Here is a 21494-nt window from a genome sequence, read left to right as displayed (position 1 = left end):
TTCCTCACCGATTGGGTAGGGAGGCAAAAGAGCGGCAATGCCGCCCAGCACGACTTGGAAAGCAAGTAATAAGAAAAAAACTTACTTATTACCTAATGATCTAAGTTGTTGATATTAAGTTGGTTAATGTTTTATTTGATGGGTTTTTATAACTTGGCACATAAATTGTATTAATCAGTGTACGTAGCGAATTTATAGACGAGTAACCCTAGTAAATAAGGGATATAAGTCACTTACGGTCAGTGCTTCCAAATGAGATTAAGCTGGCCGCTTCGCAAAGCATTTGCGAACTCACTAGGAGAGCAAAGTATGACCATTACAGTAAATACTAACGTGTCAGCGCTAACCGCGCAGCGTTACCTAAATAAGGCAACTGGTGAATTGAATACCTCGATGGAACGCCTATCCTCAGGTAACAAAATCAACAGTGCAAAAGATGATGCAGCTGGCCTGCAGATCTCGAACCGATTAACCGCACAGTCTCGTGGCCTAGATGTAGCTATGCGTAATGCCAACGATGGTATTTCCATTGCTCAGACAGCAGAAGGTGCGATGAACGAATCGACTAACATTCTTCAGCGTATGCGTGACCTAGCTCTGCAATCGGCTAACGGCACGAACTCGCCGTCTGAGCGTAAAGCGTTGAACGAAGAAGCTGTAGCACTGCAAGACGAGCTAAACCGTATTGCAGAGACAACATCATTCGGTGGACGTAAGCTGTTGAATGGTTCGTTTGGTGATGCTTCATTCCAAATTGGTGCGAGTTCAGGTGAAGCTATTATCATGGGCTTAACCAGTATCCGTGCGGATGATTCTCGCATGGGGGGGCACACATTCATTGCCGCTCAACCTAAGACGGCAACGTGGGATGTTCAACCAACAGCAAAAGACATTAAGTTTGAATACACCAACGATAAAGGTGAGCAGACTACGGTTGATATCATGGCAAAAGAAGGCCAAGACATCGAAGAGCTAGCAACTTACATTAACGGTCAAACTGACAAGCTAAAAGCTTCGGTTGATGAAGAAGGTAAGCTGCAAATCTTTATCGCCGAAAATGAGCTAGAAGGTAACTTCGCTATATCAGGTGGACTGGCAAGTGAACTTGGCCTTGCTGGTGGATTAGGTCAAACGTCTACTGTTCAAGATATTGATATTAAAACAGTAGGTGGTTCACAAAACGCGGTAGGTATTATCGACGCTGCACTACGTTATGTAGACTCTCAGCGTGCTGACCTAGGTGCGAAGCAAAACCGACTTAACCACAGCATTAACAACTTGGCGAATATCCAAGAAAACGTTGAAGCTTCTAACAGTCGTATTAAAGATACCGATTTCGCCAAAGAGACGACTCAATTAACGAAATCACAAATTCTGCAACAAGCAGGTACTTCGATACTTGCTCAAGCAAAACAGTTGCCAAACTCTGCAATGTCACTATTGCAGTAACCCCAGAGACTTTACTTGCGTGTTCAGACGTGGGCATAGAGTAAAGGATCAATGGCAAAGCATGATTATTATTGGTTATTAGACTCTCTCACTTACGTTTAGTGACTTTACGATAAGCATGCACCCGGTCAGCCGGTGATGTGTTCATTTCTCTTGATCTCCACATTGGCTCTGGCTACCAACTAGCCCCAGTTCTCTCAAAGGAAAAGGGGCTTTTTCTTATCTGCAATTTAGCGTTCCCCCCTCTCGACCAAACCTCAATTTTCTTTAATTTTTTTTTTACCTTCTGGGCGTAAGGTCTTGTTATTCATTGCTTTCGTGTATTTTTTATTTTTTACCTATTTTTTTTCTAAAGGAATCTCAAACCGTGTCGTTAATAAGGGTACTTTGAGAGAACTAATTGGTTTTCCGAGACGTCGGAAACCGTTCGGAAATTTCCGCTACGCCGGAAAATCAATAGGAGAAACCACTATGGCGGTTAATGTAAATACAAACGTATCAGCGATGACAGCGCAGCGTTATTTGAACAGTGCAAATAATGCTCAGCAAACATCAATGGAACGTCTATCATCTGGCTTTAAAATCAACAGTGCGAAAGACGACGCAGCGGGTCTACAGATCTCTAACCGTTTGAATGCACAAAGTCGTGGCTTGGACGTTGCGGTCCGTAACGCGAATGATGGTATTTCGATTGCACAAACAGCTGAAGGTGCAATGAACGAAACCACTAACATTCTTCAACGTATGCGTGATCTTTCACTTCAATCTGCAAACGGCTCTAACTCAAAATCTGAGCGTGTTGCGATTCAAGAGGAAGTTACAGCTCTTAACAACGAGTTGAACCGTATTGCTGAAACCACATCATTTGGTGGTAACAAGCTACTAAACGGTACGTTTTCTACTAAATCATTCCAGATCGGTGCGGATAATGGTGAAGCAGTAATGCTTACCCTGAACAACATGCGTAGCGACAATACGATGATGGGTGGTAACTCGTACAAAGCGGCTAACGGCCAAGACAAAGATTGGGAAGTGAAAGCAGGTGCTAACGACCTAACAATCGCACTGACTGATAAGTTTGGCGTGCAGCAAAATATCGCTATCAACGCTAAAGAAGGCGATGATATCGAGCAGCTAGCAACTTACATCAATGGTCAAACCGATATGGTTACGGCTTCAGTAGATGAAGACGGCAAGCTTCAGCTCTTCACTGGTAATAACAAAGTAGAAGGCGCTGCGACCTTTGGTGGTAGTTTAGCTGGTGAACTTGGAATTGGTCAGGCTCAAGCTGAAACAGTTGATACTATCGATGTTCGTACTGTTGGCGGTGCACAACAATCAGTTGCTGTCGTTGATGCAGCATTGAAGTTTGTAGATAGCCATCGTGCAGAACTAGGTGCGTTCCAAAACCGTTTTGACCACGCTATCAACAACTTAGAAAACATTAACGAAAACGTGAATGCATCTAAGAGCCGTATCAAAGATACAGACTTTGCGAAAGAGACAACTGCACTGACTAAGTCGCAGATCCTTTCTCAAGCCTCTAGCTCTGTTCTGGCGCAAGCAAAGCAAGCTCCTAACTCAGCTCTTGGTCTACTTGGCTAAGGTGAGAGTCACGAATAAAAGGCCCAGCTTAACGCTGGGTTTTTTTTCACCCTAATTATCCCGTCCTAAACAAAGTAGTACTTTCCACGCTAAAAACGAGAGTGTGTTATGAAATCAATAACGAGATGAACCCAGGTGATTGCGTCATTTACAGTCGAATCGTAACTCAGCCGACTAGATAACCGTACGCAGTTAGTGATCCTCCGAGTTTCCAATTTGTAGCGCCGTTCTATTGGTTGATGGGCAACCTTGTCATTAAAATTGGAAATCGGTATACCTAGCCGCTACACACCAGAGGAATTTCTTCGATATGCCTATATGACTAGAAGCTCTGCTGACGTTTAAGCTTAAGTACAGTTGAAATTTGTATTGATCAGAGAGGATATCGAGTGAATTGACTTTGTCAGATCTATTGCCGATTGAGTGGGTAAGCTCGACAGACTAAAAACGAAAAACCCAGCCGTTAAGCTGGGTTTTAAATAATGGTGCGGAAGGAGAGACTTGAACTCTCACACCTTGCGGCGCCAGAACCTAAATCTGGTGCGTCTACCAATTCCGCCACTTCCGCATAGCTGTTTAATCTCTGCTAAGAGTATGGTCATCACTGATGATTGGTAAATCAATGAGACGTTGTAGTGGCTGGGCTACCTGGATTCGAACCAGGGAATGGCGGCATCAAAAGCCGCTGCCTTACCGCTTGGCGATAGCCCAACAGCGAACAATCTGTTTTATTACTCTTAGGCAACAGAACAAGTCATTCTAAATAATGGTGCGGAAGGAGAGACTTGAACTCTCACACCTTGCGGCGCCAGAACCTAAATCTGGTGCGTCTACCAATTCCGCCACTTCCGCATAGCTGTTTAATCTCTGCTAAGAGTATGGTCATCACTGATGATTGGTAAATCAATGAGACGTTGTAGTGGCTGGGCTACCTGGATTCGAACCAGGGAATGGCGGCATCAAAAGCCGCTGCCTTACCGCTTGGCGATAGCCCAACAGCGAACAATCTGTTTTATTGCTCTTAGGCAACAGAACAAGTCATTCTAAATAATGGTGCGGAAGGAGAGACTTGAACTCTCACACCTTGCGGCGCCAGAACCTAAATCTGGTGCGTCTACCAATTCCGCCACTTCCGCATAGCTGTTTAATCTCTGCTAAGAGTATGGTCATCACTGATGATTGGTAAATCAATGAGACGTTGTCGTGTTCTGGCTACTTAGAGCCGAACCAGGGAGAATAGATGGGGCATCAAATAATGCACTCAATTCGACCTGTTAAATAATGGCTGGGCTACCTGGATTCGAACCAGGGAATGGCGGCATCAAAAGCCGCTGCCTTACCGCTTGGCGATAGCCCAACAGCGAACAATCTGTTTTATTACTCTTAGGCAACAGAACAAGTCATTCTAAATAATGGTGCGGAAGGAGAGACTTGAACTCTCACACCTTGCGGCGCCAGAACCTAAATCTGGTGCGTCTACCAATTCCGCCACTTCCGCATAGCTGTTTAATCTCTGCTAAGAGTATGGTCATCACTGATGATTGGTAAATCAGTGAGACGTTGTTGTGTTCTGGCTGCTTAGAGCCGAACCAGGGAGAATAGATGGGGCATCAAATAATGCACTCAATTCGACCTGTTAAATAATGGCTGGGCTACCTGGATTCGAACCAGGGAATGGCGGCATCAAAAGCCGCTGCCTTACCGCTTGGCGATAGCCCAACAGCGAACAATCTGTTTTATTACTCTTAGGCAACAGAACAAGTCATTCTAAATAATGGTGCGGAAGGAGAGACTTGAACTCTCACACCTTGCGGCGCCAGAACCTAAATCTGGTGCGTCTACCAATTCCGCCACTTCCGCATTATTTCCTAAAAGCTTTTCAATGTTTAAAGCAAACAAAAGCGCTTAGGAAATGGTGGCTACTGCGGGATTTGAACCTGCGACCCCATCATTATGAGTGATGTGCTCTAACCAACTGAGCTAAGTAGCCAAATTGTCAAAGTATGGTGCGGAAGGAGAGACTTGAACTCTCACACCTTGCGGCGCCAGAACCTAAATCTGGTGCGTCTACCAATTCCGCCACTTCCGCCACTTCCGCATACTTTGTTTTTATAGATGAATTGAGATGGTGCGGAAGGAGAGACTTGAACTCTCACACCTTGCGGCGCCAGAACCTAAATCTGGTGCGTCTACCAATTCCGCCACTTCCGCGTCTCAATATCTATATATCACCAACAGTTAACTGGTAAAAACTATTGAATGAATTGTGGTGGCTACTGCGGGATTTGAACCTGCGACCCCATCATTATGAGTGATGTGCTCTAACCAACTGAGCTAAGTAGCCATCTTTGCGAGCGAGACAATATATATAATCTCATCGCGAGTGTCATCATCTTTTTCAAGATAAATAGCACTTTTATAATTAATGGCTGGGCTACCTGGATTCGAACCAGGGAATGGCGGCATCAAAAGCCGCTGCCTTACCGCTTGGCGATAGCCCAACAGCGAATAATTTGTCATTAACAAACAAGTTATTCTAAATAATGGTGCGGAAGGAGAGACTTGAACTCTCACACCTTGCGGCGCCAGAACCTAAATCTGGTGCGTCTACCAATTCCGCCACTTCCGCATTATTTCCTAACAGCTCTTACGGTTTAAAGTAAAAAGCGTTTAGGAAATGGTGGCTACGACGGGATTCGAACCTGTGACCCCATCATTATGAGTGATGTGCTCTAACCAGCTGAGCTACGTAGCCAATACCATATTGTTGCTCTCAGTGAAACGTTGTTGTCTCGCTGGGAACGGGGCGCATTATGCGGAGTTGAGCTAAACCCGTCAATAGTTTTTTTTAATAAATCCCGATAAAACGGTCGTTCGGTTTCTTTTTAAACAAAGAGACGCGTTTGTGATCGAAAACTGTTATCAAAACAGCAAGTTTAGAACAAGTTAACTTGTTTCGTATTCGCACTTAAGAAAGCTTAAAAACGAAAAAAGCCAGCTTGTTTGCTGGCTTTCGATTAGCTTTTCATCAGTTCAACTAGACGTTGAAGCGGAAGTGGATTACATCACCATCTTTTACGATGTAATCTTTTCCTTCTAGACGCCATTTACCTGCGTCTTTTGCACCCGATTCGCCGTTATATTGAATGAAATCGTCGTAACCAACCACTTCAGCTCGGATGAAACCTTTTTCGAAGTCGGTGTGGATCTTACCAGCAGATTGTGGCGCAGTCGCTCCTACTGGAATAGTCCAAGCACGAACTTCTTTTACACCTGCCGTGAAGTAAGTTTGAAGAGTAAGCAGCTCATAACCTGAACGGATTACTCGGTTCAAGCCTGGCTCTTCGATTCCCATGTCTGCTAGGAACTCTTCACGGTCTGCATCGTCCAGCTCTGAAAGCTCAGATTCGATAGCGGCACAAACTGCTACAACAACATTATTTTCTTTTTCTGCGTACTCACGTACTGCATCAAGATACGGGTTGTCTTCAAAACCGTCTTCATTAACGTTCGCAATGTACATGGTTGGCTTAAGCGTTAAGAAGTTTAAATAGCCAATTGCTGCTGCTTCTTCTTTAGCAAGTTCTACGGTACGAGCCATGCCACCTTCAGTTAGAACGGGTAGTAGCTTTTCTAATACAGAAAGTTCGAATTTAGCGTCTTTGTCGCCGCCTTTTGCTTTTTTAGCGTTACGTTGGATTGCGCGCTCACAAGAATCCAAGTCTGCCATAGCAAGCTCAAGGTTGATGACTTCAATATCTTCGATCGGAGATACTTTACCCGCAACGTGAACGATGTTTTCGTTTTCGAAACAACGAACAACGTGGCCGATAGCGTCCGTTTCACGAATGTTAGCTAGGAATTTATTACCTAGACCTTCACCGCGAGAGGCTCCAGCTACAAGGCCTGCAATATCAACAAATTCCATTGTTGTTGGCAGAATTTTCTGTGGGTTAACGATTTTCGCAAGCGCGTCTAGGCGAAGATCCGGGACAGGAACCACGCCAGTATTTGGCTCGATAGTACAGAACGGGAAGTTTGCGGCTTCGATACCCGCTTTAGTTAGTGCATTAAATAGCGTAGATTTACCAACGTTTGGTAGACCAACAATGCCACATTTAAAACCCATGATAGTAACCTTATTCAGCTTTGAACGTGTGTAAGCGGTTTTGTGCTTTTGTTAGGCCATCTTTGATTAAGATGTCGAGGCTGCGTACTGATTCGTCTACAACCGCGTCTAGGCACTCTTGCTCTTTAGCAGGGGCTTTACCTAACACATAACCTGAAACTTTGTCTTTGTGCCCAGGATGGCCAATACCAATCCGGAGGCGATAAAAATCTTTATTGTTGCTAAGTTTGCTAATGGTGTCTCGTAGGCCATTGTGTCCGCCATGACCACCACCTTTTTTAAACTTAGCGACGCCTGGTGGTAAATCTAGCTCATCATGGGCAACCATGATCTCTTCTGGCTTAATTTGGTAAAATTTAGCCAAAGCTGCAATCGCTTTACCAGACAGGTTCATAAAAGTTGTTGGGATCAGCAGGCGAAGATCTTGTCCGTTAACCATGATACGTCCCGTCAGACCAAAAAACTTCGCTTCGTTCTTTAGAGTGACATTGTGGACTCTTGCTAATTCCTCGACGACCCATGCTCCTGCATTGTGTCTTGTACGAGTGTATTCAGGACCTGGATTGGCTAGGCCTACAAGAAGTTTAATTGGTTGACTCACGGTTAGAATCTCTCTGGGATCTCAAAAAGCGCCGTATCATAGCACAGAAGTTATCTGTTGAGCGAGAAGGGCGCAGGCATGTCACCGATGTGATACGACGACAAAAGAAAAAGCACCCAAAGTGGGTGCTTCTTTTATATATTGTTCTAAAGACTCGTCTTTAGTTGAACATCGCAGAGATTGACTCTTCGTTACTGATACGGCGAATCGCTTCAGCCAGCATGCGAGAAAGGCTTAGTTCGGTTACTTTGCCTGTCGCTGCCATCTCTTTAGAAAGAGAAATTGAGTCAGTGACGATTACTTGGTCTAGTACTGAGTTCTTGATGTTCTGCGCTGCTGCACCAGAGAATACCGCGTGAGTAGCATAAGCGAATACTCGCTTCGCACCGCGCTCTTTTAGTGCTTCAGCTGCTTTACATAGTGTGCCACCTGTGTCGATCATGTCGTCTACGATAACGCAGTCACGACCTTCAACGTCACCGATTAGGTTCATTACTTCAGAAACGTTTGCACGTGGACGACGCTTATCAACGATAGCGATGTCAACATCACCAAGTGCTTTCGCTGTTGCACGAGCACGAACTACGCCACCTAGGTCTGGAGAAACCACTACTGGGTTTTCAAGGCCGCGGTTTTGCATGTCTTCAAGTAGAACTGGTGTACCGAAGATGTTATCTACAGGTACATCGAAGAAACCTTGAATTTGCTCTGCGTGTAGGTCGATAGTTAGAACGCGGTCTACACCAACGTTTGAAAGGAAGTCTGCAACAACTTTTGCAGTGATTGGCACACGAGCAGAACGTACGCGACGATCTTGACGTGCATAACCGAAGTATGGGATTACCGCAGTAATACGGCCCGCTGAAGCACGGCGCATTGCGTCAATCATTACCACCAATTCCATTAGGTTGTCATTGGTTGGTGCACAAGTCGATTGAATTAGGAATACATCACTACCACGAACATTTTCGTTGATTTGTACAGCGACTTCGCCGTCAGAAAAACGGTCTACAGTAGCATCGCCAAGAGAGATGTATAGACGGTCAGCAATACGTTGGGCTAGTTCAGGTGTTGCGTTACCAGCAAATAGCTTCATATCAGGCACGGTGGAAACCTCAGGGTTGCGTCCAGTTTTAAATAGAGTTGTGGTGGGCTGATTGGTATTCAGCCAATGTCTCTTTTAATGGCGAGATGTTACGCCCTTGAGCGACAAATGCCGAGACAGTGTCAGGCAGTTGAGCAAGCACTGCTTCTGCTTCTTTCTTGCTGTTAAATTCAGCAAAAACGCAAGATCCAGTACCCGTCAATCTTGACGGCGCGTATTGTAGCAGCCATGAAAGTTGCTTATCAACCTCTGGGTACAGCATTCGGACAATTTTTTCGCAATCGTTTACGTGCTCTTGCTCAAGAAGCGTTGCCATGGCTCGTTTCGGCGTGTTTCTGGTCAAGTCGGGATGCCTAAATATGTCCGCTGTTGCTATGCTTACGTTGGGTCTAACTACTAAGTAGTACTTCTCTTGGGGGGATACTTGAGTTAAGTGCTCACCTACACCCTCAGCAAAAGCAGCAAATCCGCGGACAAATACTGGTACATCAGCGCCGAGTGCTAATCCGATCTCAGCCAGCTGAATGTCTGAAAGTTTCAGATCCCATAGGTAATTCAAGGCAATTAGTGTGGTTGCGGCATTGGAGGAACCACCACCAATACCACCTCCCATAGGGAGTTTCTTAGTCAGTACGATTTCTGCTCCGAGCTGGCAGCCAGTATATGCCCGTAAAGCCATAGCAGCCTTGTAAATAAGGTTATCTTCGGTTTTCAATCCTGGTATTTCAGGGAGGATTGTTATCGTGCCTTCTGAGCTTGCGGTGATAGACAGCTCGTCACCATGATCGAGGAACTGAAATAGAGTTTGTAAGTCGTGGTAACCGTTTTCTTGTTGCCCAGTGATATAGAGGAATAAATTCAGTTTGGCTGGCGAAGGCCAGTGAGTTGTACTGGAAATCATTTAGTTAAGCGTCCATTTAGAGATCACTAAGTTAATCTTGGTTTCGGCCTGATTGAGCCTCATTTTTTGCGGTAACGGCAGTGGAGAGTTGTTGAATTCAATGTCCTGATAAGACAAGTACTCTAACTGCCAGTCTTGATTAGCAATGGTTTTATTGAGGGTCGAAAGTGTGTTGTTTACGTTTAATTCGTAGCTATCACTTCCGGTGGGCATGCCAAGCATCCAGTCTTGGAGTTGGTCCACAGGAATTGTTAACCCTGTGAGCCTTTTGACCAATTGGGTCGCACTCAGGTCTGAGAATGTTTGGTCATCGTAAGTATTTACTATCGCGCCTTGAGGTGTAATAACAAGGTTGAGTACGGTTTGGCCGAGGAAGTTGGTTAGTCTTAGTTGGCTGCGGTCTTGCGAATGCGTCCATTGAAAATTTAGTGACTGCCGCTCCTGTGGAGAGATGTAACCGAGCTTGCCTACGGCTTTGTAAGTTTCAATACTCGTGAGTTTGTCTTGGTGTGCTTGCCATTCAACACTCATCTGACTTTCCGGTAATGAGCTACATCCGGACAAAATTAAAAAGGCGACTAAGAAAGAGATAAGACGACTCATGAAACTCATAGTTGCTCGCTATTTGCTCGATTTTAGGAAGGATTACTCTTTACTATATCATTGATATCACGAAGTCAGGAAAACAAAACCGTTTGACCCTTTTAATAAATGGGGTCATCAAGTAAAATTCTGGCCTTATTTGTATTTTCGATTCAGAGAACCCACATTACATGTCCTTGCTTGCTATTGGAATTAATCACAATACAGCTTCGGTTGAATTGCGTGAAAAAGTGGCTTTTGGTCCTGATAAATTATCAGAAGCACTAAAACAACTAGGCGCAAATTCAAATGTTAACGGTAGTGTTATCCTTTCTACCTGCAACCGTACCGAGATTTACTGTGACGTGAAACAAGGCAGTAAAAGTAAGGTTATTGATTGGCTTTCTCAATTTCACCAAGTAAGCCCTGAAGAGCTTAAACCAAGCTTATATACCCACGAAGAGCAAACCGCCATTAAACACCTGATGCGTGTTTCTTGCGGCTTGGATTCTTTGGTATTGGGTGAGCCTCAGATTCTTGGTCAAGTAAAGCAAGCGTATTCTGATGCTCGTGAATACAAATCTGTCGATTCGTCGATGGAAAAACTGTTCCAAAAAGCATTTTCCGTTGCGAAAAGAGTGAGAACGGAAACTGATATTGGCGGCAATGCCGTGTCAGTCGCTTATGCGGCATGCACTTTGGCGAAACACATTTTCGAATCGTTAGCGGATTCAACCGTGTTGCTTGTTGGTGCTGGTGAGACAATTGAACTGGTTGCTAAGCATTTAGCCGCAAATGGTTGTGAACGCATTATTGTGGCTAACCGTACCCGTGAAAGGGCGTTAGGGTTAGCTGAGCAGTTTGGCGCTCAAGTGATTAGTCTGCCAGAAATCCCAGAACATCTCGCTAAAGCAGATATCGTGATCAGTTCGACGGCGAGTCCTCTACCTATCATTGGTAAAGGTATGGTCGAAACTGCACTGAAAGCGAGACGTTTCCAGCCGATGTTACTGGTGGATATTGCCGTACCAAGAGATATTGAATCTCAAGTCGGTGACTTAAGTGATGCGTACCTGTATTCCGTTGATGATTTGCAGTCCATTGTCGAAAGCAATATTGAGCAGCGCAAAGTCGAAGCCATTCAGGCTGAAGCTATTGTGAGTGAAGAAAGTGCTTTGTTTATGACTTGGATGCGTTCGTTGCAGGCCGTAGATAGTATCCGAGAATACCGCAAATCTTCCAATGACATCCGAGAAGACCTGCTACAAAAAAGTTTACAATCACTGGCTGCGGGTAACGATCCAGAGCGAGTGCTACTAGAGCTTAGTAATAAGCTGACCAACCGGCTTATTCATGCCCCGACCCGTGCATTGCAAAGTGCGGCCGAACAGGGCGAGCCAGCAAAATTAACGGTAATTAGACAAAGCTTAGGTCTTGATGACCTGCCATAATTACCTTTGCCGTAAAAGAAAGCCTAATTTAAGAAAACCTAACTTAAGAAAGAATGTATGAAAGCGTCGATTTTAGTAAAGCTTGAAACTCTCGTTGAGCGTTATGAAGAAGTTCAACACCTGCTTGGTGATCCAGATGTAATTGGTGATCAAGATAAATTCCGCGCTCTTTCGAAAGAGTATTCTCAACTGGAAGAAGTGACTAAGTGCTTCCAGTCATACCAGCAAGCTCAAGAAGATTTAGTGGCTGCTGAAGAAATGGCTAACGAAGATGACGCAGAAATGCGAGAAATGGCGCAAGAAGAGATTAAGGACGCAAAAGAGACGATCGAACGTCTTACTGACGAACTTCAAATCTTGCTTTTACCTAAGGATCCAAATGACGAGCGCAACTGTTTCCTTGAAATTCGTGCGGGTGCGGGCGGTGATGAAGCCGGTATTTTCGCGGGTAACTTATTCCGTATGTACTCTAAGTTTGCTGAGAAGAAAGGTTGGCGCGTTGAAGTAATGAGCTGCAACGAGTCTGAGCAAGGCGGCTATAAAGAAATGATCGCGAAAATCAGTGGCGACAGTGTTTACGGTACCATGAAGTTTGAATCCGGTGGTCACCGTGTTCAGCGCGTACCTGAAACTGAATCTCAAGGTCGTGTGCACACATCTGCATGTACCGTTGCGATTATGCCAGAAATCCCAGAAGCTGATTTGCCAGAAATTAAAGCTGCTGACCTTAAGATCGATACCTTCCGCGCATCAGGTGCGGGTGGTCAGCACGTTAACACGACAGACTCTGCTATTCGTATTACTCACTTGCCAACGGGTACCGTTGTAGAGTGTCAGGACGAACGTTCTCAACATAAAAACAAAGCGAAAGCGATGTCTGTACTTGCTGCGCGTATTGTACAAGCCGAAGAAGAGCGTCGTGCTGCAGAAGTGTCTGATACACGTCGTAACTTACTAGGTTCAGGTGACCGTAGTGACCGTATCCGCACATACAACTACCCGCAGGGCCGTGTGTCAGACCACCGTATTAACCTCACTCTTTACCGTCTAACAGAAGTGCTAGAAGGTGATCTACAGAGTTTGGTTGATCCTGTTGTTCAAGAACATCAAGCTGACCAACTCGCTGCGCTAGCAGACAACAACTAAATGAGTGAGCTTCCGAGTGTAGAATCTGCACTGGATACTGCAATCAAACAACTTGAAGAGAGTGGCAGTGATTCGCCCTCTCTTGATGCTGCGGTATTGCTTTGCCACGCGCTGGAAAAGCCACGTTCCTATCTATTTACGTGGCCAGAAAAAAAGCTAGATAACGAGCAATATGATCGTTTCAGCCAGTTGCTGGTTAGACGAATTTCAGGTGAGCCAGTTGCTTACATTATCGGTGAGCGCGAGTTTTGGTCTTTACCACTTAAAGTATCCCCAACCACGCTTATCCCTCGCCCTGATACCGAGCGTTTAGTTGAAGTTGCGTTAGATAAAACCTATCAGCAAGACGGCAAAATACTCGATTTAGGTACAGGGACAGGTGCGATTGCATTGGCTTTGGCTTCAGAGATGCCCAAAAGAGAAGTGATCGGCGTTGACCTCAAGCAAGAGGCTCAATCACTTGCGACCGAAAATGCTCGTCAGTTAGGTATTTCCAATGCGATATTTTATTCCGGCAGCTGGTTTGAACCTTTAGTTGCTGGCACAAAGTTTGCCTTAATCGTGTCGAACCCTCCTTATATTGAAGCTAATGACCCGCACCTTGTCGAAGGTGATGTTCGCTTTGAACCGAAAAGTGCGTTGGTTGCCGACGATAATGGCCTAGCGGATATCAAGCATATCGCTGAAAATGCGATTGGCTTTCTGGAGAATGAAGGCTGGCTTATGTTTGAGCATGGGTATGACCAAGGCGAATTAGTAAGAGAAATTTTAGCGTCATTTGGGTATCAACAAGTGGCTACAGAAAAGGACTATGGTGGAAACGACCGAGTGACACTTGGCCAGTTTTACCATCAACAATAGAGAGAACTTCATGTACGAAGGTATTAAACATTTACACCTACTGACTATCGCAATCAGTGCCACTTTGTTGTCTGTTCGTTATGCATTAATGATGATGGATTCCAAACTTCTCGATAAAAAGTTTTTCAAAGTGTTCCCGCATATTAACGATACGGTGCTTCTGCTTTCTGGTATCACTTTAGTGATGATTACGCAGTTTTATCCGTTTACTCCTCAAGGTATGTGGCTGACGGAAAAACTCACCTCGGTTTTGGCATACATTGCGCTAGGTTTCTTTGCTCTTAAATTGGGTAAAAATAAATTGTCTAGAACGTTTGCGTTTCTTGGTGCTCTAGGCTGGCTAGGTATTGCCGGCAAAGTAGCCGTGACCAAAATCCCAATGTTTTTGGGCTAATTACATTTAAAAAATTTGATAGAAGTGAAGGTAGGAAAAGCATAAATGCTTGAGTTATGTGATGAAGACTTTGATGCAATGGAGCTTGCTGAAGGAGCATTGGTCCTAAATCGGGCCGTGAATCCAGAAACAAATGTAAGCTGGGCAGAGCAAGAACTCGAGCGATTGTTTAAAGAAGCTGAATTGGCGCTGATCCACGAGTTGGACGAGAAGCAAAAGTTTGAATCATTCTTACGCTTGTTCTACCACGATTGGGCATTTGTCGGTGACCAAGAAGCCTACTTCGATTCAAGCAACGGCTTTCTAGATAAAGTTCTAGAGCGCCGTAAAGGGATCCCAGTAAGCTTAGGGGCGCTGCTGCTGTACTTTGGCCGTAAGCTAGGGTTCCCTGTTGCAGGTATTACGTTTCCAACCCAATTCATTGTCCAAGTGAACTGGTATGGCGAGAAGCCGTTGTATATCAACCCATTTAACGGTGAATACGTATCGGAGCATATTCTGAAAGCCTGGTTGATTGGGAGTAAAGGCCCATTAGCAACGCTAAAACCTGAGCATTTAGAAGCGACGGATAACCCAACCGTGATTGGCCGTTGGTTGGCGTTGCTGAAAAGTGCCTTACTTCGCGAGGAGCGCTATACTTTAGCGCTGCGATGCACGGATCTCGCGTTAACCTTTGTGCCAGATGATCCATACGAAATTCGCGATCGTGGGTTCATCTACCAACAGTTAGACTGCCATCAAGTCGCACTGAATGATTACCAGTATTTCATCGATCAATGCCCTGATGACCCAGCGTCGGAGCTGTTGCAAAATCAAGTTAAAGCCATGAGTGAAAGTTCAGTCACCGTCCACTAAGTGTCTGACTGTTATTCATCGCATTGAAAACAAATAAGAGAGAAAATAATGGAACAGAAAATAGTTCAGATTGGTGACATTCCAGTTGCCAACGATAAGCCTTTCACATTGTTTGCTGGCATGAACGTTCTAGAATCTCGCGACCTAGCTATGCAGATCTGTGAGCACTATGTGAAAGTGACTGAAAAGCTAGGCATCCCATACGTATTTAAGGCTTCTTTCGATAAAGCGAATCGTAGCTCTGTACACTCTTACCGTGGCCCTGGTCTTGAAGAGGGTATGAAGATCTTTCAAGAATTGAAAGATACATTTGGCGTGAAAATCATCACAGATGTCCACACTGAAGCGCAAGCTCAGCCAGTAGCGGATGTTGTAGACGTGATTCAGTTGCCTGCATTTTTGGCTCGTCAAACCGATTTAGTTGAAGCGATGGCAAAAACGGGTGCGGTTATCAACGTTAAAAAACCTCAGTTCATGAGCCCTGGTCAAGTGGGTAACATTGTTGAGAAGTTTGCTGAATGTGGTAACGAAAATATCATTCTATGTGAGCGTGGCTCGTGCCACGGTTACGACAACCTTGTTGTTGATATGCTTGGTTTTGGCGTAATGAAAAATGCGTCTAAAGGCAGCCCAATTATCTTTGACGTAACGCACTCGCTGCAAATGCGCGACCCTTCTGGTGCGGCATCTGGTGGCCGTCGTGAGCAAACGGTTGAGCTAGCGAAAGCTGGTCTAGCAACAGGTATTGCAGGTCTATTCATCGAAGCGCATCCAAACCCGGATCAAGCTCGTTGTGATGGTCCATCGGCTTTACCACTAGACAAACTCGAGCCTTTCCTGGCTCAAATGAAAGCGCTTGATGATCTTATCAAAGGCTTTGATAGTATCGATATTAAGTAGATTTTCTTCGAAAATATACCCAAAAGGCTGACATGAATATGTCAGCCTTTTTTTGATCTTGTCTGCCTTTTATTCCCAGATATGTTGAGTTAGTGCAATCCCTCACATTTTACTCAAATACACTCACTTCACAGTAAAACGATTGCTTGTGATCTATTGGAATTTGATATGAAAGATCCTCATTTCGTTACACATTCTTTACTAATTTAAGGTGATCTAGGCGACATAAATATGAAATCATCCTGTCACCTAAACTAGGTTAATTTAAACTAGTTCAAGTTTTATCGGTTAAACAGCGCCTTAAAGTGCGCTGATCTTGATAACTATTACCGATAATGAAAAGCAGTGGATCCCCAACAGTTCAAAGGTATGACAATGAAGCAAGGCCTTATTCTTAAAACAACGCTCAGTGCAGCGATTCTTGCGACTCTAGCGGGTTGTGCAACAGCACCTCAGCATGAGTGGGAAGCGGACAAAACTTATAAGCTGACAGTTCTTCACACCAATGACCACCACGGTCGTTTTTGGCAAAACAAATACGGCGAGTACGGCATGGCTGCTCGTAAGACGTTAATCGACGAGCTACGTGCTGAGATTGAAGCCGAGGGTGGCAGCTCACTGCTTCTTTCTGGTGGTGATATCAACACCGGTGTACCTGAATCAGATCTTCAAGATGCAGAACCAGATTTCAAAGGTATGAGCAAGATTGGTTACGATGCGATGGCACTGGGTAACCACGAATTCGACAATCCGCTAGAAGTGCTATTTAAGCAGAAAGAGTGGGCTAACTTCCCGATGTTATCGGCAAACATCTATGACAAAGAGACTGGTGAGCGTATGTTCCAGCCTTACGAGATGTTTAACAAGCAAGGCATCAAGATTGCTGTTATTGGTCTAACGACTGAAGACACACAGAAAATCGGTAATCCAGAGTTTATCGGTGGCATTGATTTTCGTGATCCAAAAGAAGAAGCGAAAAAGCTGATTGCCGAGCTAGAAAAGACCGAAAAACCTGACCTGATCTTCGCGGTTACTCACATGGGCCACTACGAAGATGGTAAGCGCGGCGTGAACGCTCCGGGTGATGTAGCGCTTGCTCGTTACCTAGACGAAGGCTCTCTAGATATGATCGTTGGTGGTCACTCTCAAGAGCCAGTTTGTATGGAAGCACCGAACGTTGTGAAGAAGAACTTCAAGCCTTCTGATGAGTGTAAGCCAGATGTACAAAACGGTACTTACATCGTTCAGGCGCACGAATGGGGTAAATACGTAGGTCGTGCTGATTACGAATTCCGTAACGGTGAACTAGAAATGGTGAGCTACGATCTGATCCCAGTAAACTTGAAGAAGAAAGTTAAAATCGATGGTAAGAAACAGCGCGTTCTTATTGAAGATGAGATCAAGCAAGACGAAGCACTACTTGAGTTCCTACGTCCATATCAAGAGCAAGGTCAAGCTCAGCTTAACGTTAAGATTGCAGAGACTAACGGTAAGCTAGAAGGCGACCGTAATGTTGTTCGTTTCCAACAGACCAACCTTGGTCGCTTGATCGCAACGGCTCACATGGAGCGTGCAAAAGCCGACTTTGCAGTTATGAACTCTGGTGGTGTGCGTGACTCGATTGAAGGCGGTGACGTTACTTACAAAGATGTACTGACAGTACAGCCTTTTGCTAACATCCTGACTTACACAGATATGACTGGTGCTGAAGTACTAGACTACCTAAACGTTGTTGCAACCAAGCCGGTTGATTCAGGTGCATACGCTCAGTTCGCTGGTATCTCTATGACGGTGGCTAATGGTGAAGTATCTAACGTATTCATCGGTGGTAAACAGCTTCGTTTAGACGAAACTTACCGTTTCACTGTACCGAGCTACAACGCAGCAGGTGGCGACGGTTACCCTAAACTAACGGGTCATCCTGGTCACGTAAACACAGGTTTCGTTGATGCAGAAGTGCTGAAAGAGTACCTAGAAGCGAATAGCCCTGTTGATGTAAACCAATATGCTCCATCAGGCGAGATGGTTTACAAGTAAGTTGACGACAACTCATAAAACTCCTTAATCTAAAGCGCTGTCATTCAAAAGATGACGGCGCTTTTTTGTTTGTGTCCTTGTTGGAGCTTAAGGAGAGCAAAATGACACCGGCTATTAATCTCGCGAAGAAGAAAAAAGTCACTCACAACATTCATCAGTATGAGCACGATCCTAGAGCGGCGAGCTTTGGCCTTGAAGCGGTTGAGGCATTGGGACAAGATCCAGCTCGCGTGTTCAAAACGTTATTGTTTTGCGTTAATGGTGAACCAAAGAATTTGGCCGTTGCAGTCATTCCGGTGGATCAGAAGCTGAACTTGAAACAAGCGGCGAAAGCGGCCAAAGCGAAAAAAGCGGATATGGCTGATCCTGATATCGCCCAAAAGACAACCGGTTATGTCGTTGGAGGTATTAGCCCGTTAGGACAAAAAAAGGCATTGCCGACCTTTATCCATGAAAGTGCGTTAACACAGGACATGATATGTGTGAGTGCAGGTAAGCGTGGATTGGAGATTGAGTTGGCAGCGAATGACCTTGCAGCGTTGACGAGAGGTCAGTTTGTTCCGTTATGTGGCTAGAGGTGCGAAAGGTCAACAGACCCTAATTACCCGCAAACAACAAGGCTGATCCGCAAAGATCAGCCTTTTTACATCTAGGGTATGTTCACATCTTGGCTAAGACACTATTTCGCTTCGTCTTCCATTTGCGCGTTGTCTACTACGTGGTTTTCACCTAAATCTTTCGGCAAGATTAGGTTAAGCAGAATAGCAACGATACCACATAGGCTAACGCCTTGAAGGCTGAATTCGCCAATACCAAATGCCATACCACCGATACCAAACACCAATGTAATGGCGACGATAACTAGGTTGCGTGACTTGTGCAGGTCAACGTTGTTTTTAATTAGAGTGTTAAGGCCAACGGTCGCAATTGAACCGAATAGCAAAATCATAATGCCGCCCATGACTGGCATTGGGATCGTTTGCAGTACAGCGCCTAGCTTACCTACCAAAGCAAGTACAATCGCACTTATCGCTGCCCATGTCATGATAACAGGGTTAAATGCCTTGGTTAGCATTACAGCACCGGTCACTTCTGAATAAGTGGTGTTTGGCGGGGCGCCAACCATTGAAGCAGCAATAGTCGCCACACCATCACCAGTAATGGTACGGTGCAGACCTGGCTTTTTGATGTAGTTTTTGCCGGTCACATTGGAGATGGCTAGCATGTCGCCAACGTGTTCTACAGCAGGCGCGATGGCAACTGGGATCATGAACAAGATTGCATTGATATTGAATTCCGGTGTCGTAAAGTTCGGTAGCGCAAACCAAGCGGCTTCTTTCACAGGTGTGAAGTCAACAATGCCGTAGCCAAGGCTTAAACAGTAGCCCACAACAATACCGCCTAAAATAGGAGTCAGTTTTAAAAAGCCTTTGGCGAACACGCTCAATATGATGGTGGTAAGCAACGAAGCAATCGAGATTACAAGCGATGCATTTGCGTCGATGACTTGTGAACCATCTACCTTGCCCAACGCCATATTTACCGCGACTGGCGCTAAGCCTAAGCCAATCACCATAATGACAGGGCCAACGACAACTGGCGGGAGTAATTTATGAATGATTTCTACACCGCGGACTTTGATTAATGCGCCCATTGCGACATAAACACAGCCAGCTGCCATTAAGCCACCCATAGTGGCAGGTGCGCCCCAGGTTTGAACACCGTAAAGAATAGGGGCAATGAAAGCGAAAGAAGAGGCGAGGAAAATAGGCACACTACGTCGAGTAACCAATTGGAAAAGAAGAGTACCGACACCAGCACCAAAGAGTGCCACACTCGGGTCGAGGCCGGTTAGAAGTGGTACCAGCACCAATGCGCCGAAAGCAACAAATAGCATTTGCGCTCCCTGAATAGCATTTTTCATATCATTTCCCTGTTCAATAAATAAAATTCGCGGGATTTTATCACTTTGGCAAACGTTTGCAATGTAACCTAGGTCAAATAAATTATCGGTTTTCAATCTAAGATATGGATGTTCGAGACGCTAGACATGAATTCTGACCGTAACTTGAAGTGCATTCCTTGCTCAGGATTGGATAGTTGCTTATCATCAACACTCGAAAACACTATATTTTGCAAAGCCCTGTCTTCGCCCAATACTATCTAGGAAACGTATGCGCAATATCGCTCTGTTATTACTGGGGTTAGTTACTATCCCTGCTCACGCCTTAACTAAAGTAGATTTATATCGCTCTGAAGTAGTGCTCGAACAAGAGCAGAAAGACGCAGACGCTAAGGCGCGTATTGAAGGCATGAAGCAAGTGATTGTTCGTGCTTCTGGTGATACCGATGCCATCAATAATGAAGTGATCGTCAAAGCATTGAATCAGTCTTCACAGTACGTCACTCAGCTTAGCTATGGGCGCTCGGGTGAGTCTCAGACTCTGCAAATGGGATTCAGTGCTCCTCATATTCGCTCGTTGCTGAGCCAGGCTCAGTTACCATTTTGGCCTGAGAACCGAGTAAATTTGCTAGTTTGGCTGGTGGAAGATTCTAATTTTGATAGAAATATTTCGTGGGAGCATTCTGGTACTCCATTGCTTAACGCGATCAAAACAAGCGCAGAGCAACGTGGTTTGCCACTGACATTGCCAGTTGGTGACTTCGATGACATCAGCGGAATTGCCGTATCGGATCTGTGGGGCGGTTTCGTTCAGCCACTTAGTGCGGCGAGCCAGCGTTATCCTGCCGATGCTGTGTTAGTCGTTCGTGCTCAAGGGAACAATTTACGTTGGACTTTGTACGACCAGAATCCGTCGACGATGCAAACCAGTACTAAAGTTCCTGTGACGGGAAGTAGCTCTGGCCAATCAGCGGCAGCAGACATGGTTGCTGATTTAGCAGATTACTATGCGAAAAAGAATGCGGTAGTTGTGGCGAGTGAATCGTCTGAAACTGTAAAAGCAGAGTTTACTATGATTAACGATGCGGCGGATTTCTTCGAACTTGAAAACAAGTTGAAGGCACTAAGCTCGGTTGCTTCGCTTGATATTCTTAAGATTCAAGGTTCATCTGTGTTGTTCAATGTTCACTTACTGGCGTCAGAGGAAGATTTTGAGCAGGAAGTACTTCGTATGGGCAAGGTTATCAAAGTTGAGCCACAAGACGTAGCCGTACCTGTACAACTGCCAGAAACTGAGCAGCCACCAGTTCCTGCTAACCTACCAGAAAATGCAGAGCCGACCGCACTACCTGAAGTGGATACAGTTGAGTCTCAAACCACAGATGCTCAAAACGTAACAGTGAGCACAGCAGATGGCAGTGTGGTGAATGCTACTGAACCGCTAGAGGTTGTAGAGGCTGAACCACTCGAGCCTGTGGATACAACGCTTAATTTTGAGTGGCAGTGAAACGGTACAAACAAAAAGCCCTTCAACTGAAGGGCTTTTTTAATGTGATTTTGTGCCTAGCTTCGAGC

At 45.1% G+C, this 21494-nt stretch carries 17 protein-coding genes and 16 tRNA genes; 11 read left to right on the top strand and 22 right to left on the bottom strand.

The annotated features are described in order from the left end of the window. Positions 1-309 precede the first annotated feature (309 nt). Together ACXABW_RS11120 and ACXABW_RS11115 are read left to right on the top strand one after the other, a co-directional pair. Positions 310-1449 carry a flagellin gene (locus ACXABW_RS11120; protein ID WP_457522716.1) on the top strand — a complete coding sequence of 380 codons (1140 nt, stop codon included), beginning with the start codon at positions 310-312 and terminating at the stop codon, positions 1447-1449. A 471-nt stretch (positions 1450-1920) separates the two neighbouring features. Continuing rightward, positions 1921-3054: a flagellin gene (locus ACXABW_RS11115; protein ID WP_252027779.1), complete on the top strand. Its 1134-nt coding sequence runs from the start codon at positions 1921-1923 to the stop codon at positions 3052-3054. A gap of 483 nt (positions 3055-3537) precedes the next feature. Here ACXABW_RS11115 and ACXABW_RS11110 read toward each other — a convergent pair. The 21 genes from ACXABW_RS11110 to lolB all read right to left on the bottom strand — a co-directional run bounded on the left by ACXABW_RS11110 (position 3538) and on the right by lolB (position 10402). Next, positions 3538-3622, bottom strand: a tRNA-Leu gene (locus ACXABW_RS11110). A 68-nt stretch (positions 3623-3690) separates the two neighbouring features. Continuing rightward, positions 3691-3765 (bottom strand) — tRNA-Gln (locus tag ACXABW_RS11105). A gap of 56 nt (positions 3766-3821) precedes the next feature. Next, positions 3822-3906, bottom strand: a tRNA-Leu gene (locus ACXABW_RS11100). 68 nt (positions 3907-3974) lie between these two features. Continuing rightward, a tRNA-Gln gene (locus ACXABW_RS11095) sits at positions 3975-4049 on the bottom strand. A 56-nt stretch (positions 4050-4105) separates the two neighbouring features. Further along, positions 4106-4190: transfer RNA gene (locus ACXABW_RS11090), tRNA-Leu, on the bottom strand. 146 nt (positions 4191-4336) lie between these two features. After that, positions 4337-4411: transfer RNA gene (locus ACXABW_RS11085), tRNA-Gln, on the bottom strand. Positions 4412-4467: 56 nt separating this feature from the next. Further along, positions 4468-4552: transfer RNA gene (locus ACXABW_RS11080), tRNA-Leu, on the bottom strand. 146 nt (positions 4553-4698) lie between these two features. Next, positions 4699-4773 (bottom strand) — tRNA-Gln (locus ACXABW_RS11075). A gap of 56 nt (positions 4774-4829) precedes the next feature. Next, positions 4830-4914: transfer RNA gene (locus tag ACXABW_RS11070), tRNA-Leu, on the bottom strand. Positions 4915-4967: 53 nt separating this feature from the next. Further along, positions 4968-5044: transfer RNA gene (locus ACXABW_RS11065), tRNA-Met, on the bottom strand. Between the two features lie 14 nt (positions 5045-5058). Next, positions 5059-5143: transfer RNA gene (locus tag ACXABW_RS11060), tRNA-Leu, on the bottom strand. Positions 5144-5180: 37 nt separating this feature from the next. Next, positions 5181-5265: transfer RNA gene (locus ACXABW_RS11055), tRNA-Leu, on the bottom strand. Positions 5266-5321: 56 nt separating this feature from the next. Next, a tRNA-Met gene (locus tag ACXABW_RS11050) sits at positions 5322-5398 on the bottom strand. Positions 5399-5480: 82 nt separating this feature from the next. Then, a tRNA-Gln gene (locus tag ACXABW_RS11045) sits at positions 5481-5555 on the bottom strand. A gap of 43 nt (positions 5556-5598) precedes the next feature. After that, positions 5599-5683 (bottom strand) — tRNA-Leu (locus ACXABW_RS11040). Between the two features lie 49 nt (positions 5684-5732). Then, a tRNA-Met gene (locus tag ACXABW_RS11035) sits at positions 5733-5809 on the bottom strand. Positions 5810-6091: 282 nt separating this feature from the next. Continuing rightward, a complete protein-coding gene (gene ychF / locus ACXABW_RS11030) occupies positions 6092-7183 on the bottom strand; it encodes a redox-regulated ATPase YchF (RefSeq protein ID WP_252027778.1) in 1092 nt (363 codons plus the stop codon). Positions 7184-7193: 10 nt separating this feature from the next. Then, a complete protein-coding gene (gene pth / locus ACXABW_RS11025; RefSeq protein WP_252027777.1) occupies positions 7194-7784 on the bottom strand; it encodes an aminoacyl-tRNA hydrolase in 591 nt (196 codons plus the stop codon). Positions 7785-7944: 160 nt separating this feature from the next. Beyond that, positions 7945-8889, bottom strand: coding sequence for a ribose-phosphate pyrophosphokinase (locus ACXABW_RS11020; protein ID WP_252027776.1), 945 nt, complete (start codon positions 8887-8889; stop codon positions 7945-7947). 28 nt (positions 8890-8917) lie between these two features. Further along, the gene (ispE, locus tag ACXABW_RS11015; RefSeq protein ID WP_457522713.1) at positions 8918-9790 is read right to left on the bottom strand and encodes a 4-(cytidine 5'-diphospho)-2-C-methyl-D-erythritol kinase; all 873 of its coding nucleotides are present in this window, start codon (positions 9788-9790) and stop codon (positions 8918-8920) included. After that, positions 9791-10402, bottom strand: coding sequence for a lipoprotein insertase outer membrane protein LolB (gene lolB / locus ACXABW_RS11010; protein WP_457522711.1), 612 nt, complete (start codon positions 10400-10402; stop codon positions 9791-9793). 161 nt (positions 10403-10563) lie between these two features. On the opposite strand from lolB, the gene hemA reads away from it, so the two are divergent. The 8 genes from hemA (at position 10564) to ybaK (ending at position 18591) form a co-directional block, all read left to right on the top strand. Beyond that, positions 10564-11823, top strand: a complete 1260-nt coding sequence (hemA, locus tag ACXABW_RS11005; RefSeq protein ID WP_252027773.1) for a glutamyl-tRNA reductase — start codon at positions 10564-10566, stop codon at positions 11821-11823. Between the two features lie 57 nt (positions 11824-11880). Next, the gene (gene prfA / locus ACXABW_RS11000) at positions 11881-12969 is read left to right on the top strand and encodes a peptide chain release factor 1 (RefSeq protein WP_252027772.1); all 1089 of its coding nucleotides are present in this window, start codon (positions 11881-11883) and stop codon (positions 12967-12969) included. Further along, positions 12970-13830, top strand: a complete 861-nt coding sequence (gene prmC / locus ACXABW_RS10995) for a peptide chain release factor N(5)-glutamine methyltransferase (protein WP_457522708.1) — start codon at positions 12970-12972, stop codon at positions 13828-13830. It begins immediately after the preceding gene. 10 nt (positions 13831-13840) lie between these two features. Then, positions 13841-14224 carry a SirB2 family protein gene (locus tag ACXABW_RS10990; protein WP_252027770.1) on the top strand — a complete coding sequence of 128 codons (384 nt, stop codon included), beginning with the start codon at positions 13841-13843 and terminating at the stop codon, positions 14222-14224. A 45-nt stretch (positions 14225-14269) separates the two neighbouring features. Then, positions 14270-15079, top strand: a complete 810-nt coding sequence (locus ACXABW_RS10985) for a SirB1 family protein (protein WP_457522706.1) — start codon at positions 14270-14272, stop codon at positions 15077-15079. 48 nt (positions 15080-15127) lie between these two features. Then, positions 15128-15979: a 3-deoxy-8-phosphooctulonate synthase gene (gene kdsA / locus ACXABW_RS10980; RefSeq protein WP_252027768.1), complete on the top strand. Its 852-nt coding sequence runs from the start codon at positions 15128-15130 to the stop codon at positions 15977-15979. Between the two features lie 375 nt (positions 15980-16354). Then, the gene (gene ushA / locus ACXABW_RS10975) at positions 16355-18016 is read left to right on the top strand and encodes a bifunctional UDP-sugar hydrolase/5'-nucleotidase UshA (RefSeq protein ID WP_252027767.1); all 1662 of its coding nucleotides are present in this window, start codon (positions 16355-16357) and stop codon (positions 18014-18016) included. A 101-nt stretch (positions 18017-18117) separates the two neighbouring features. Continuing rightward, on the top strand, positions 18118-18591 hold the full coding sequence (gene ybaK, locus ACXABW_RS10970; protein ID WP_457522705.1) for a Cys-tRNA(Pro) deacylase: 474 nt from the start codon (positions 18118-18120) through the stop codon (positions 18589-18591). 104 nt (positions 18592-18695) lie between these two features. Here ybaK and ACXABW_RS10965 read toward each other — a convergent pair whose 3' ends face one another. Further along, on the bottom strand, positions 18696-19940 hold the full coding sequence (locus tag ACXABW_RS10965; RefSeq protein WP_457522704.1) for a uracil-xanthine permease family protein: 1245 nt from the start codon (positions 19938-19940) through the stop codon (positions 18696-18698). A 250-nt stretch (positions 19941-20190) separates the two neighbouring features. On the opposite strand from ACXABW_RS10965, the gene ACXABW_RS10960 reads away from it, so the two are divergent. Next, entirely contained in the window at positions 20191-21426 is a 1236-nt protein-coding gene (locus tag ACXABW_RS10960; protein WP_457522702.1) for a DUF2066 domain-containing protein, read from the top strand. Positions 21427-21494 lie beyond the last annotated feature (68 nt).

The sequence above is a fragment of the Vibrio paucivorans genome (genome assembly GCF_054053395.1).
Note: the sequence above shows the minus strand (reverse complement) of the source record. Positions and strands in the feature narration are given on the sequence as shown.

Bases quoted from the DNA above. Each gene is read 5' to 3' on its own strand.
- ACXABW_RS10960 (WP_457522702.1), top strand. From the start codon at position 20,191: ATGCGCAATATCGCTCTGTTATTACTGGGGTTAGTTACTATCCCTGCT.
- ACXABW_RS11115 (WP_252027779.1), top strand. From the start codon at position 1,921: ATGGCGGTTAATGTAAATACAAACGTATCAGCGATGACAGCGCAGCGT.
- ybaK (WP_457522705.1), top strand. From the start codon at position 18,118: ATGACACCGGCTATTAATCTCGCGAAGAAGAAAAAAGTCACTCACAAC.
- prfA (WP_252027772.1), top strand. From the start codon at position 11,881: ATGAAAGCGTCGATTTTAGTAAAGCTTGAAACTCTCGTTGAGCGTTAT.
- ACXABW_RS11120 (WP_457522716.1), top strand. From the start codon at position 310: ATGACCATTACAGTAAATACTAACGTGTCAGCGCTAACCGCGCAGCGT.
- ACXABW_RS10985 (WP_457522706.1), top strand. From the start codon at position 14,270: ATGCTTGAGTTATGTGATGAAGACTTTGATGCAATGGAGCTTGCTGAA.
- ACXABW_RS10990 (WP_252027770.1), top strand. From the start codon at position 13,841: ATGTACGAAGGTATTAAACATTTACACCTACTGACTATCGCAATCAGT.
- ushA (WP_252027767.1), top strand. From the start codon at position 16,355: ATGAAGCAAGGCCTTATTCTTAAAACAACGCTCAGTGCAGCGATTCTT.
- prmC (WP_457522708.1), top strand. From the start codon at position 12,970: ATGAGTGAGCTTCCGAGTGTAGAATCTGCACTGGATACTGCAATCAAA.
- kdsA (WP_252027768.1), top strand. From the start codon at position 15,128: ATGGAACAGAAAATAGTTCAGATTGGTGACATTCCAGTTGCCAACGAT.
- ispE (WP_457522713.1), bottom strand. From the start codon at position 9,790: ATGATTTCCAGTACAACTCACTGGCCTTCGCCAGCCAAACTGAATTTA.
- lolB (WP_457522711.1), bottom strand. From the start codon at position 10,402: ATGAGTTTCATGAGTCGTCTTATCTCTTTCTTAGTCGCCTTTTTAATT.
- hemA (WP_252027773.1), top strand. From the start codon at position 10,564: ATGTCCTTGCTTGCTATTGGAATTAATCACAATACAGCTTCGGTTGAA.
- ACXABW_RS10965 (WP_457522704.1), bottom strand. From the start codon at position 19,940: ATGAAAAATGCTATTCAGGGAGCGCAAATGCTATTTGTTGCTTTCGGC.
- ychF (WP_252027778.1), bottom strand. From the start codon at position 7,183: ATGGGTTTTAAATGTGGCATTGTTGGTCTACCAAACGTTGGTAAATCT.